Below are 13234 nucleotides of genomic sequence, written 5' to 3'. Positions count from 1 at the left end.
CGTCTTGTTTGACTATGATGACTTTTTGACTGCGCCCACTGTCTTTAATGCTTCTTTGAAATTGTCATAAATGACGTTTCCTACAACAACCACGTCTGCATGCTGTGCAAAGTCTGTTGCCTGCTTCGCGTTTTCAATGCCCCCGCCATAAAAAAGGACCGTTTCATGAAGCACTGCTTTTGTTTCTTTCACAAGCTCTATATCTCCAAGCGTTCCGCTGTATTCTAGATAAAAAATGGGCAGCTTCATCAAATGCTCTGCCACTCTTGCATATGCCCTTACGTCATCGATGTCCAGCGCTGTATTTGCCTCTGTGAGCTTGGCCGCTTTACACTCTTCATTTAAAATAACATAGCCTTCAGGCACAATCTCTTCCATTGACATCAAATCACCGAATTCCTTCATCGCGTCCTTATGAAGCCCAACAATCCAATCAGGATGAGAGCTGTTTAAGACGGTCGGGATGAAATACAGATCGAAGCCCGGCACAATCATCTCATGTGTTGAGATTTCGAGCACACATGGCACAAGAAATCGGCGGACCTTTGACATCAATTGGAGCACATTGTCCTCTGTCACATTGTCACTGCCGCCAATCAATATGGCATCCGTACCAGATTCACAAATCGCCTCCAGCTGTTCATCGGATATTTCTTTATTTGGATCGAGTTTAAAGACATGCTTCCACTCGGTAACATCATACATGAAAAACGTTCCTCCATTCGTTTCATTCCATTTAAATATTATAACAAAATCAGTGACCGCAAAAAATGGGTAACCTCCTTCAGCTAAAAGTTTCATTCTTTTGAAAATGGACGATTTTAACTCTAAATGAGGCTAATGGAGACTATGTGAAAAGATCCACTTCAAGAGGACTAAGGGAGATAAATATATTAATACTGAACTGAAATGCGAGCTGCTTCGTCTCATCACATGATATTATACAATAAAGGAACATTTTACTATCTAATAAGCAGGTGAATGATTTGAAAAGAACCATCACATATGATCAAACGATCGACATCGGATACATTGATCTCATCCCGCCTAGAATCGGAACAATCAAAGAAACCATTGAATTTGACGTAAATGAATGTGTGAATGCAGATATTGATAAAGAGGGCCGAGTGGCTGGGCTGGAGCTATTTGCAGAAGAAGCCGAGGTTTTGAAGCATGCACCCGTTTATGAGGACGAGCTTTCGTTACGTTTTACGGATCAGGAAGTTCTCTCAACCTATCATTTGTCAGGCATTGAATTTCAATTCTCGACGCCTGATCACAAAGGGCTGATCGGTTTTACGATTGTCGATCCTCTTCGATATAACGTCAAAATAAAGACAAGAAAAAACCGTTTTGAATGGTCAAAACGGTTTTTCCAAACTATTGTCTCACTTCATTGAAATAATGGACGGATGTCATGGCCCCTTCATCGACCATCTTGTTGTCTTGAATATCTAATGGATCAGGGTGTCCGGCTTTTTCAGGAATCTTTTCATCTGAGCGGAACATGCTTGCCCATTTTTTGAGATGCTGTTTATTTTTTACCGCTAATAACACAGCACCACCAACCCCTAATCCTGCAAGTACATACGCATTTGGACGCTTATTCATGTATGTTCCCTCCCCTTATGATCTTATTTGTAAGTTACCCCGCCTTTTTATTTCTAAACGTCACAATCTGTTGAAGTGGTTTCTCTTTCAATGAAAAGTGGAATAACAACAGCAATGATAGAGAAAAGAGGGGATCTTCGTGACAACAACTTTCATTGTCATTGGCGCACTATTAGTGATTTGTTTCATCTTACCAATCATTTTATTCATCTGGATTTGGATGCGAGATGAAAAACAGGAAGAGCATTCTGTCCTGCGAAATTATCCGGTCATTGGAAAGCTGCGGTTTATTTTTGAAAAAATAGGACCTGAGCTGCGCCAATATCTTTTTCTGAATGATCGGGAGGAGCTTCCTTTCTCAAGAAGAGAATATGAGCAAGCTGTCATGTCTGGGAAGTACAAAAGCCGGACGATGGGCTTTGGATCAAAACGTGATTTTGACAAGCCTGGTTACTACATTCGCAACGTCCTATTTCCAAAGCAACGAGATGAGTTACGCATCGATCAATCTGAAAAAATTCATACAAAAGTGTATCAGATTGATCAAGACAATTTACTGCGAAGAAGTGAACATACCAAAGAGGTCGAAGCAAAACCTTACTATCTCCATCAAGACGATGTACAAGTGATTGGCGAACACACATGTCAAAAGCCTTTCCGTGTAAAAGGCCTGATTGGACAGTCTGCCATGAGCTACGGATCTTTAGGCGACAGGGCCATTACAGCACTATCCTCTGGATTAAAAATGGCTGGCGGTACGTGGATGAACACAGGTGAAGGCGGGCTTTCCCCATATCACCTCAAAGGCGGAGCCGATATCATTTGCCAGATTGGGCCTGGTCTATTTGGTGTCAGAACAGAGGATGGTGCTTTCTCCTTTGAAGAATTTAAGAAAAAAAGTGAGCACGAGGAAGTCAAAGCCTTTGAGCTGAAGCTGGCACAAGGAGCAAAAACACGCGGCGGTCATATTGACGGCGAAAAGGTCACCGAAGAAATTGCGAATATCCGTAAATTGCCGCCCCATCAATCCATTGACAGCCCAAACCGATTTGAGATGTTCCACTCCATTCCTGATATGTTTGATTTCATTGAACAGCTGCGAAGTATAGGCGGAAAGCCTGTTGGCATCAAGCTTGTGGTCGGACATAAAGAAAACATTGAAGAGCTTGCAGCGTATATGAAAAAAAGCGGAAAGCATCCTGATTTCATTACAGTGGATGGCGGAGAAGGCGGCACTGGCGCATCCTTTCATGAATTGGCAGATTCCGCAGGGCTGCCCATTTTCACGGCGCTCCCAATGGTTCATCAAATATTGAAAGAATACGGTGTCAGAGATCAGGTAAAACTCTTTGCTTCCGGCAAACTTCTCTCACCTGATAAAATTGCGATTGCCCTTTCCATGGGTGCTGACTTTGTAAATATCGCACGGGGACTCATGTTTTCAGTCGGATGCATTCGCGCACAAGTGTGCCACACGAATAAATGCCCAGTCGGGGTCGCCACTACGGATCCAAAGCTGCAAAAGGGTTTATCAATTGAAGAAAAGAAATACCGAGTCTGCAATTATATCCTTTCTCTAAGAGAAGGTTTGTTTAACTTATCCGCAGCCGCTGGAATTGAATCTCCCATTCATTTTAATGAAAAACATATTATCTACAGACAAGAAAATGGCCAGACAAGTGAAGTGCCGATGTTTTCAGGGACACAGCCATCTGTCTAGTTTGAGAAAAGGTGCGTTTTCGCACCTTTTTTTCGTTGACATTTTGGCTCAATCGCGTATAAAGAACTTAGACAAATGATAGGAGATGGAGGATGCGTGTTGGTTATAGGCGAGCTAAAATAAAAAACAGGACCGCTTGATTCAGCCAGTCCTTGCTTGTCTTTTCAGCGCTCTCCATAAAAAAACTGTAAACAACTCCATTCTTGTTGAAAAGGATTGTTTACAGTGAAAGCTGTTTTATTTTGTTTCGTCATTTGCCTGCTGTTCTGCTACGCGGTCAAGTGCCATCGTATAGGCATCATTTCCGTAGTTCAAGCAGCGTTTGACACGTGAGATGGTTGCAGTGCTCGCACCTGTTTCCGTCTCAATTTTATGATACGTGTTCCCCTCGCGAAGCATACGCGCTACTTCAAGACGCTGTGATAAAGATTGGATTTCATTGATGGTACACAAATCATCAAAGAATCGATAGCATTCTTCCAGGTCTTTAAGGGATAAGATGGAGTTGAATAACTGATCTAAGCTTTTGCCCCTTAATTTATCAATTTGCATCTTTATACATCTTCTCCTTTACTATTGGCACACCGCTTCGCACGACATTCTAAGAAGAAAAGCGGTATCTTTCCTGACTAATTTTTTTCAACCTCAGCAATGAGCTTTGAACGAATCATGACAGGTTTGGTTCTACGCTGGAAATGCCGTCAGTTCTTTCGTAAGCCGAAGCTTCTTTATCGTATACAAATTCGACAAGTTCTGTCATTTTCCTTGTACGACAATCTGACAAACTTGTTTGCTTTCGATATCAGAATCACTTCTGCTTGATTAGGTATGCCCTAAAATACAGGTTGTGCGGAAAGCTCGGCGAGACCACAAACATGCGCCCCGCCTCGCTCAATTATTCAAAATATGTTGGTCGGCCAGCGTAACCGACAGATTCATTTTTCAATTAGGGCATTTCACTCGTCATGTCAAAGCCCTCTGCTTCAACAACTCCACATAAGCATTTTCACTTACATGGCAGCGAAGAGATCCATTGCTCACTTCTGCCCTATAACAGCTGTCAGAAATGTGGCAAAGATGATACAGCTCCACTCTGTTATATTTTAACGCATTATAGACGGAAAGAGTACAGTTTTTTTCATGACATCAAATATTCCTCTTGGTGTCACTCGAATATACGGCAAATGTGTACTTTGGAAAAAGACAAGTGTATCAATTGGGCAATCAAATGGATAGCCTCGCTCAATGAGCAGCTCGCGTAATGTTTGTATCTGCTGAAGAACAGTCTCAAACGGTTCAGCCGATGCACAGCCTGATAATTGCAGCGGGATTTCGTGCAAAATTTTCCCGTTCTCTGTGAGGACGATCCCCCCGCCGATTTCTTTCATTCTCTTATGTGCCAGCATCATGTCCTCTTTATTTTTCCCAATCACTAAAATGTCACCCGTGAGCGAAAATGAGCTGACAAAGCCTTGCACTTTGTTTGCGAAACCTTTGAGCATCGTATTCACACGCCACTCGCCTTTTCGGTCAATCAAGCTAAAGAAACTTTGATCATGGTCACAGGACAGCTGGTTCACCGAGTTATCAATCTCCACTGTATAAGGCTCCATGATGACAGCATTTCTCATTTTGACACCTAGCGGCATGGAAAATTGCAAATCACTCATCGTCAGATCATAGCATAAATCTAATGGAACAAGCCCGCCATTTTTCCATTTAGTTTCTTGAAATTGATGCTGGTTCTCGCCATCCAATTTGAGAATAACCCCTTTAGATATCACCGTTTCAGGATTTGGGTTCATCGGATCATCTAAAATATTCAAAGAAGCCAGCCGGCCGGGACCGACAACACCTAATAGGTCATCAATTTGATAGTATTTTGCAATGTTAAATGTCGCCATATTATACGCATCAATGATAGGCACGCCTTCTTCAAGGGCAATTGAAATCAAACGATTAATCATACCTTCCTCATAAAAATGAGGCGCAGCTCCGTCTGTTGTATAGAAAAAGTGATCATAGTGTCTAAAATCACGCTCGTGCAGTTCTCTTAAAATGTTCACTAAATCTGGGCGGATGGAAGAATGACGAAGTGAGACATGGTAGCCAAGGGACAAGCGTTTTAGCACATCGTCCGCATTCATCGCTTCATGATCGCTGTCCGCGCCAAACAGCTTCATTTTTGTTAGCGTTTTCTCGGAAGCTCCGGGGAAATGCCCTTCAATTCGTTTTCTCTGCTTCTTCGTTTCTTGCATGCAATATAAAATGAGATCATCACCGTCCATCAATCTTGGCCAGCTTGTTAATTCGCCGCCTTGAAGGACATCAGGATGATCAATCCATTCCTTGCGATAGTTGATAGGAAGCATCTCATCTTCATATCTGACTTCAGTCTGAAGATCGTATCTAGACCACCAGAAATACTGAAATGGCTGCTGTTTTAATTCACACAGAGCGGAAAGCGCTTTCTTTTCATTGCTCTGCAAAAGAAGAAATAAGTTATCGCTGACCATCGTTGTTGTGCCAAATTGAGACACATATTCTGCAAGTGATTGGGGATTATAAATATGGAACGGATGCGCGTGAGGCTCTATATACCCAGGCACAATGTATTTCCCTTCACAATCAATCACACGTTTAGCTAATTTATTTTGAGGAAGCTCTGCTCCGACATAAACAATTCGATCATCATGTATCCAAATATTTGCCTTCACCCATTGTTTCAAAAATGGGTTTAGCACGAGTCCATTCGTTAAAAGGAGTGTTGGAACTATTTTTGAGTCGACTACATCGATTTGTGTGCGGATGTCATTGTTTCTCCAATTAAAAGTACGTTCGGACATTCACATACTCTCCTTCATTTGTATTAGCACTATCGTAACATAACGAACCACGTTACGCATTAATGAAACGTTACAATTTCTTGAAATCACACTTAAAATATTTAAAAAAGGAGATTCACCTTCAATGAAACCTAATCTCGGCTTAATGGAAGCGCTCATTCGAATTGCCTGCGGAATGACAATATGTACTGTGGCTGGTTCTTTATATGCTAGAAAACCATGGAGTAAAATGCTGCTTTTCAGCATCATGTGCGGCGGGATGAAACTGGCATCTGGCATTCTTCGTTTTTGTCCAGTGACATATATGTGTGAGCAGCAGGACACACATAAAGAGAAGGCTGAGTGAACAGCCTTCTTTTTTTGTGATCGTTTTCATATCACTCCGCTGCTTCACACCATTCCACCATCGTACCTGCGATAATTTCTGCTGCTTCAATCACATGCTCAATGTCGATGGATTCATTCGGAAAATGGGCAAGCTCTGTTGTTCCAGGTCCAAACACGATGATCGGAATACCTGCCGCCTGTGACAGTAATCCGCCGTCTGTTCCCCAAGGAGCGGCTTCGATCTTTGGCGGCTCCTTCTTGACTGCTTCATATTGTTCCTTCAATAGACATAAAAGTGGATGATCCGTATCGATTGAGCCTGGAAGCCATCTTGCCCCAAACCATTCGACCTCGACAGGATGATCTTTGAACCATTCATCCTTTTCCCCAAGTCCCGTCATCCAATTTTCTAATTCCTTCTCTGCCTGCTCAACCGTCTCACCTGGCATCACTCCAAGTCTGCCCTCCATTGTGACCAGATCTGCTACAGAGGACGGCCAATCACCGCCTTGAATTTTCCCCATGTTGATGGGGATCGGAATTGGGATATGCTGAAATAACGGCTCGGTGATGCGCTGATTTCGTTCTTCTTCAAGTGCCGCTATATGCGTAAGAACGATCATACTCTTTTCAATAGCGGAAACACCGTGATATCTTGTTCCGCCATGAGCTGCCCTTCCTTTAATATACAGTCTGAACCACTTAGATCCCTGCTGAATCGGAAAGATTTTCATATGACTTGGTTCTGGAATGATGGCCGCATCTGCTGTATACCCTCTCAGTATGGCTGCAAGGGTGCCTGCACCGCCGCTTTCTTCTTCGACGACACTATGAAACACAACATCTCCTTTCAGCGGAATCTGAAGCGCATGCAGTGCCTCTAGTGCGAAGAGTAAAGAAACATTTCCGCCTTTCATATCTGTTGCCCCGCGTCCATAAAGTCTCCCGTTTATGATATGCCCGCTGTAGGGCGGATATGTCCATTGTTTCGTATCTCCTGCTGGAACAACATCCACGTGCCCATTTAATAAAATGGATTTGCCGCCGCCTTTCCCCTTCAATCGTCCGGCGACATTGGGACTTCCTTTAAAGGAACGCCTCGGGGAATAGAAATACGGATGTTCCAGCAGGTCTTCTCCGCCAATATCCCATACATCTACATCAAAACCAATTGCGGAAAGCTTATTTGTTACGATTTGCTGCACATCTTGTTCATTCCCTTGGGTGCTTTCACATTGCACCATTTGCTGAAGAAGCGCAATCGCTTCATCTTGGTGCTCTCTCATCCAGCTTCTGATACGTGTAATTGGCTGCAAGTCAGTCATCCTTTCTACACAACAGATTTGACATCAGGCGCTAAAATTAATGGGGCCTCTGTCGCCCTTATGACATCTTCCGGCTGAAACGGCGGCATGACTTCACGTAAAATGAGCAGCTGTGATTTGACCTCAATGACTGCCATATCCGTAATAATCAGATCCACACAAGACTTAGCGGTTAAGGGCAGTGTACAGGCAGATTTCACCTTTGACTCACCGTGTTTATCAAGGTGGCTCATCACCACCACAACCTTTTTCGCCTTTTGCGCAAGCTCAATCGCTCCGCCCATCCCCGGTACTCGTTTGCCCGGCACAATCCAATTCGCAAGATCACCCTGACTGCTTACTTCAAGTGCACCTAAAATGGTCATATCCAGCATGCCTTTTCGAATGATGCCAAAAGCTGTCGTGCTGTCCATGTATGAACCGCCTTTTGTTAATGTAATGGGAAAACCGCCTGCATTGCACAAATTCGGATCTTCTTCTCCTTGTGCTGGTGAGGCTCCTGCCCCCATAATGCCGTTTTCTGCATGCAGCCACACCCTGTAATGCGCTGGGATGTATTCAGCTGCAAGTGTCGGGATGCCGATCCCTAGATTGACGATCATACCATCTTCAATTTCCTGCGCCGCGCGTTTGGCTATGCGGTGTCTTAAATCGATGTCTCCCATGCCCATGTCCAGTTCACTCCTTTTGATTGCACGATCTGGTTCACAAATACCCCTGGTGTCACGATTTCTTCTGGATGAAGACTGCCCACAGGCACAATCTCTTCCACTTCCGCAATGGTCCAGTCTCCTGCCATCGCCACAATCGGGTTTGTATTCCGTGCACTTTTATCAAAAATCAGATTTCCTGCTTCGTCTGCTTTGAGGGCATTCACAATGGCAATATCCGCTGTTAGCGCAGGCTCAAGGATATATGTGTTCCCGTTTAGCGGAACGAGCTGCTTCTCATCGAGATTGAGGCTATCCATGCCGACATCTGTCACAATGCCTGCCAAGCCCATCCCGCCTGCTCGAATTTTTTCTGCTAGAATGCCTTGCGGGTAAAAATGAACGTCTAGTGTACCTGCCTGCATTTTCTGTCCGGCTATTGGATTTGAGCCAATATGAGAAGCAATGATCTTCTTGACTCTTCCTTCTGTGATCAGCCGGCCAACACCTATTTGCGGGAAGCCTGCATCGTTTCCGATCAATGTCAGATCTTTGATATTCGCTTCTAGGATGGCGTCGATCAATGATGGCGGGGACCCTACGCCGCCAAACCCGCCAAACATGATGGTCATGCCGTCCCTAAAATGCGTGATCACTTCATCAACATTCGCTGTTTTGTTCATCATCTTTCCTCCCTACATCGCAGATGGGAAAAACCCTCGGTTGATGACTTCTTGTTCGACCTGCGTGATTGTCTGCTCAAATAATTGAATGAGTTCATCCATCTCCTGCTGCGTGATGGAAAGCGGCGGTGCAATCATGACCGCTGCACCTCCCACTCCATCCTCTCCAGCGCTTGCTGGGTAAACAAGCAAGCCATTTTGCTTGGCCGTCTCAACGACTAAATGCGTCATTTGAGCATGGGCAGGAAATGGTGTTTTCGATAAGCGGTCTGCGACAAACTCAATGCCAATGAGCAGTCCCTTTCCTCTCACATCTCCTATGATGAAATGGTTTGTTTGCAAATCCTTTAAAGCATTCATTAAATATCGGCCAGACAGATCCGCTCGTTCAGGAAGCTGATGTTTTTTCATATATCGTATGACAGCTAGTGAGACGGCTGCTGAAAGCGGATTGCCGCTATAGGTGTGACCTGCCATCACAGAACCTGAACCGCTCAGAATCGGTGCGATAACATGATCTGCTGAGACGGCTGCCGCAATCGGTGAATAGCCGGCACTCATGCCTTTGCCGAGAACCATAATATCTGGTACGACGCCCCAATGTTCCATCGCAAACATTTTCCCAGTTCGTCCAAAGCCTGTCATGACTTCGTCTGCAATCATTAAAATACCGTTTTCCTCACAGACACGCTTCATCGCTTCAAAATATCCGTCTGGCGGTACAAGCGCCGCTCCCGATGCTCCAACAATCGGCTCTGCAATAAAAGCGGCAATCCTCTCTTTTCCTATACGCTGAATGACGGTTTTAAATTCCTGGACATACCATTCGACCTGCTTGACCTCTTCCTTTGGCAGCCATGAACGATAGCTATATGGCGGAGACAGCACCGGATGCTTTTCGAGCAATGGTTCAAAGCGCTCTCTCCTTGCAATATGTCCTGACATCGACAGCGCACCGAGTGTGATGCCGTGATAACTCATCCATCTTGAGATAATGTGATTTTTCTCAGCCTTCCCCTGCTCCTGCCAATGCTGAATAGCAATTTTCATAGCCGTTTCCGTTGCCTCTGATCCGCTTCCGACAAAAAAAGACCAGTTCAGGTTACCTGGGCAAAGCGTACTCAATTCATAGGCAAGTTCTTCTGCTGGTTCATTTGTGAATTGCGATCTGTACGTAAAGCTCACTTTTTCCGCTTGCTCTGTCATGGCATCAATGATCTCACGTATGCCATGTCCAATACTTGCCGTGACAGCCCCCGAAGAGCCGTCTAAATATTTTTTCCCGTCCCGATCATATAAATAAATCCCCTCTCCTTTCACAGCCACAGGATAATGCTGATTCAACATCGGTTTGATTAAGTAATCCCGGGTCTCCACTTTGCCATTCCTCCCTCTCTTGTCAGCAGCTGCATCTTTCTTTTTTCATGAATCGCAAGAAAATTTTGTATACTTGTTATAAGATTAGCTTAATCAAGAGGGCAGTCATCCTCCATTCGCCACATGCCCGAATTTCACACGCATTTTTTATACATCGTGTATAAGAGTGTTCAAAAGGAGGTCATGAGTCTATGGCGATTCTCGTCAAAGATGCACTCTCGCTCGATATCATGAAGGGAACAAAGCTGCTTGCTGGAGAAAATGGACTGGACCGCCTCATACAGTGGGTGACCATCGTGGAAATTATCGAGGACACCTCGAGGCTTTCCGAAGGGGAATTACTCGTCACAACCGGATTCGGACTCGCGGACAATCAAGAAAGACGCGACCGGCTTGAGGAATTGATTCAATCTCAAAGGCTATCAGCCATCGCTATTTATAAAGGTGTATACTTAAGCGACATTCCAGCATCACTCATTCAAGCAGCGAAAAATAGCGGCATTCCGCTCATCGAAATTCCGCCGCACATCAATTTCTCAGACATTACAAAAGCCGTCCTAGAACAAATCGTGAGCAGTCAGCTCCATCAGCTTAAATATTCATCAGCGATTCATCAAAGACTGACCCAATTAAATGTAAGGAATAAAAATGTGACGCAAATTACAGATGAACTGGCACATCTCACTGCAGCGAACATTGTCGTGCTTGATGTCTTTTTACATCAAACAGCGGCTCATCTCATCAAAGATGAAGTGACGTACTCTCCTGCCTTTGGCTTTCTGACAGATCGTGAACCAATTGAAACCATGCCCCTTCTTAAGCAGGCAGAGGAGAAAGGCCGGCTCGTCTATGACACGTACGGAGCGTTTGTCCTCGCCGCATGTCCGGTGATTGCGATGGGGGATATTTTCGGGTTTATTGTGTCTTTAAAGAAAAAGGATACGTGGCATCATCTCGACGCGATTGCCATCGAGCATGCCGGGGCAGTGTATGCGATTGAATGGCTGAAGCAAAAGGCCATTCAAGATACAGAAAACCAAATGCAGGGACATTTGTTAGATGATATTTTGCAGCAGCAATATACAGAAGAAAGCTACGTGGTCGAACAAGCAACAAAGCTGCAATATGATATGAGCGATGAGCAGGTGGTGATCTACTTTCAATTTCAGCATCAGCACACACAGCTCGATCATCAAATGATGCAGCGCCTCTCTCAATTACTCACATCGATCTTTGAACGCAGACATATTCCCTTTTTACTAAAGGCAAGGCTCGATTCCATTTTTGTCCTGACACCCGCAGGAAAAAAAGCGTTTCAAGAAGCGGAGTGGTATCGCGCAGCAGAGGAGTGCCGGAGCACTTGGTCGTATTTTTTTCCCGTCCATCCGATTGTCATTGGCATCGGGAGAGCCTATGACCAGATCAGTCTCTTTGCAAAAAGCGCGAAGGAAGCGCAGTATGCAGCAAGGCTCCTTCCGCTTTTAAAAACAGACGAAAGCATCATTCATTATCAAAAGCTTGGCTTATATGGCATGCTTCTTGAAATGAATGAAGCGGGTATGAATTTGCATGACTTTTACGTGGAGCTGTTAAGTCCTTTGCTTTTTACGAAAAAACAAGGGGCTGACCTGATCCATACACTCGAAGTGTATTTGGCACACAATGAAAATATTCAAAAATCTGCGGGAGAATTGTTTATTCATAGACATACATTAAGCTACCGGCTGAAACAAATTGAAACGAGAACAGGCTGCAGCCTCAAATCCACTGATGATCGGATGAAGCTGCAGCTCAGTATCATGGCGTACCGTCTATCTGGTCTGCTAGATCAGATGAGAACCATTTCATGATTCATTCGGCGTTTTGACCCATAGATTCATATCTTCAATTTTGTCAAAAATATAGCAGTTGTTTTGGAAGCGCCCGGTATACGTATACCCGAGCTGATAAAACACTTGATTCATCCCATAGGACAGTGCACGTGCAAGAGAATAAAAGACATAGATATGCATCGACTGGAGTTCTTTTTCAAGTGCTAGAATCAAATGATGCATGAATCCTAGTTTTCTGTATGATGGAAGGGTCGCACAATCTGTTAATTCCGCATGGCCATATAACGCATTGATTTCAGCGGATGCTGCACTCACAATGTGTCCGTCATGTTCAACAACATAAAAGACAGTCCCTTCCGCCATTACCTTTTGGATATAATCTGGCTCGTTCATTGGCGTAGGATACGTTTCAAAGACCGTATCATAGAGCTTTGCCAGCTTGTGAATATCCTTCGGATCGGCTTTCCTCATCACATACTCATCCTGCCACGTGCCTTGGTCTTTTTTCATCTCCTTCGCTTGAATGGATGCGACGATCTTATCTTCCTCCAGCCAATACGAACTGTTCATTCGATCCTCAGTGAGAAAAAGCGACATGCCGTACGCATCACTTCCGAGGAAATAATGAGAAAACACCCCTTCAAGCCGAAAGCCTTTTTCTAAAAAAAGAGGTACATGCTCACGTCTTACTTTCACAATGACCTTAGAAACCTTACAGTCCGCCGCTTCCTGAAGTACCGACTGAATCACATCCCGCACCCTGCCGCTATAGTCATCCAAACGGATTCGCTCATTAAATGAATCAATACAGATCAAGGCAGAAAAACGCTCGTTTGCAAGTTTCTTCAATTGCACCATATACT

13 protein-coding genes are annotated in these 13234 nt (G+C 44.3%); 4 read left to right on the top strand and 9 right to left on the bottom strand.

Annotated elements, in window-relative coordinates:
* Positions 1 to 12 precede the first annotated feature (12 nt).
* Positions 13 to 705 carry a heptaprenylglyceryl phosphate synthase gene (locus ACP7A0_RS12210; RefSeq protein WP_060595697.1) on the bottom strand — a complete coding sequence of 231 codons (693 nt, stop codon included), beginning with the start codon at positions 703 to 705 and terminating at the stop codon, positions 13 to 15.
* A gap of 281 nt (positions 706 to 986) precedes the next feature.
* Between ACP7A0_RS12210 and ACP7A0_RS12205 the strand changes: the two genes are divergently transcribed.
* Entirely contained in the window at positions 987 to 1400 is a 414-nt protein-coding gene (locus ACP7A0_RS12205; RefSeq protein WP_426005271.1) for a DUF2283 domain-containing protein, read from the top strand.
* Here ACP7A0_RS12205 and ACP7A0_RS12200 read toward each other — a convergent pair.
* Positions 1381 to 1611: a hypothetical protein gene (locus ACP7A0_RS12200; protein ID WP_003214314.1), complete on the bottom strand. Its 231-nt coding sequence runs from the start codon at positions 1609 to 1611 to the stop codon at positions 1381 to 1383. The genes ACP7A0_RS12205 and ACP7A0_RS12200 overlap by 20 nt on opposite strands.
* A gap of 139 nt (positions 1612 to 1750) precedes the next feature.
* On the opposite strand from ACP7A0_RS12200, the gene ACP7A0_RS12195 reads away from it, so the two are divergent.
* Positions 1751 to 3331, top strand: a complete 1581-nt coding sequence (locus tag ACP7A0_RS12195) for an FMN-binding glutamate synthase family protein (protein ID WP_066031215.1) — start codon at positions 1751 to 1753, stop codon at positions 3329 to 3331.
* Positions 3332 to 3568: 237 nt separating this feature from the next.
* Here ACP7A0_RS12195 and ACP7A0_RS12190 read toward each other — a convergent pair whose 3' ends face one another.
* Together ACP7A0_RS12190 and ACP7A0_RS12185 are read right to left on the bottom strand one after the other, a co-directional pair.
* On the bottom strand, positions 3569 to 3883 hold the full coding sequence (locus ACP7A0_RS12190; protein WP_003214053.1) for a YerC/YecD family TrpR-related protein: 315 nt from the start codon (positions 3881 to 3883) through the stop codon (positions 3569 to 3571).
* A gap of 551 nt (positions 3884 to 4434) precedes the next feature.
* On the bottom strand, positions 4435 to 6177 hold the full coding sequence (locus ACP7A0_RS12185) for an adenine deaminase C-terminal domain-containing protein (protein ID WP_426005268.1): 1743 nt from the start codon (positions 6175 to 6177) through the stop codon (positions 4435 to 4437).
* Between the two features lie 124 nt (positions 6178 to 6301).
* Between ACP7A0_RS12185 and ACP7A0_RS12180 the strand changes: the two genes are divergently transcribed.
* The gene (locus tag ACP7A0_RS12180) at positions 6302 to 6523 is read left to right on the top strand and encodes a YgaP family membrane protein (protein WP_060595694.1); all 222 of its coding nucleotides are present in this window, start codon (positions 6302 to 6304) and stop codon (positions 6521 to 6523) included.
* 31 nt (positions 6524 to 6554) lie between these two features.
* On the opposite strand, the gene ACP7A0_RS12175 is transcribed toward ACP7A0_RS12180, so the two are convergent.
* Genes ACP7A0_RS12175 through ACP7A0_RS12160 form a run of 4 tightly spaced genes read right to left on the bottom strand, consistent with a single transcriptional unit; the run spans position 6555 to position 10539 of the window.
* Entirely contained in the window at positions 6555 to 7820 is a 1266-nt protein-coding gene (locus tag ACP7A0_RS12175; RefSeq protein ID WP_106061745.1) for a peptidase, read from the bottom strand.
* Between the two features lie 14 nt (positions 7821 to 7834).
* Positions 7835 to 8500, bottom strand: a complete 666-nt coding sequence (locus ACP7A0_RS12170) for a 3-oxoacid CoA-transferase subunit B (protein WP_066031218.1) — start codon at positions 8498 to 8500, stop codon at positions 7835 to 7837.
* A complete protein-coding gene (locus tag ACP7A0_RS12165) occupies positions 8476 to 9162 on the bottom strand; it encodes a CoA transferase subunit A (RefSeq protein WP_081311440.1) in 687 nt (228 codons plus the stop codon). Before ACP7A0_RS12165 ends, ACP7A0_RS12170 begins: the two co-directional genes overlap by 25 nt.
* Positions 9163 to 9174: 12 nt before the next feature.
* Positions 9175 to 10539 (bottom strand): aspartate aminotransferase family protein, encoded by a 1365-nt coding sequence (locus ACP7A0_RS12160; RefSeq protein ID WP_060595690.1) that lies wholly within the window; start codon positions 10537 to 10539, stop codon positions 9175 to 9177.
* Positions 10540 to 10730: 191 nt separating this feature from the next.
* Here ACP7A0_RS12160 and ACP7A0_RS12155 point away from each other — a divergent pair, with 191 nt between their 5' ends.
* On the top strand, positions 10731 to 12389 hold the full coding sequence (locus ACP7A0_RS12155) for a PucR family transcriptional regulator (RefSeq protein WP_426005264.1): 1659 nt from the start codon (positions 10731 to 10733) through the stop codon (positions 12387 to 12389).
* Here the strand turns inward: ACP7A0_RS12155 and ablB are convergent.
* Positions 12384 to 13229, bottom strand: a complete 846-nt coding sequence (ablB, locus tag ACP7A0_RS12150) for a putative beta-lysine N-acetyltransferase (protein WP_106039485.1) — start codon at positions 13227 to 13229, stop codon at positions 12384 to 12386. The genes ACP7A0_RS12155 and ablB overlap by 6 nt on opposite strands.
* Positions 13230 to 13234: the final 5 nt, after the last annotated feature.

The organism is Bacillus sp. DWP3-1, from assembly GCF_049896565.1.
Lineage (GTDB): Bacteria > Bacillota > Bacilli > Bacillales > Bacillaceae > Bacillus.
Note: the sequence above shows the minus strand (reverse complement) of the source record. Positions and strands in the feature narration are given on the sequence as shown.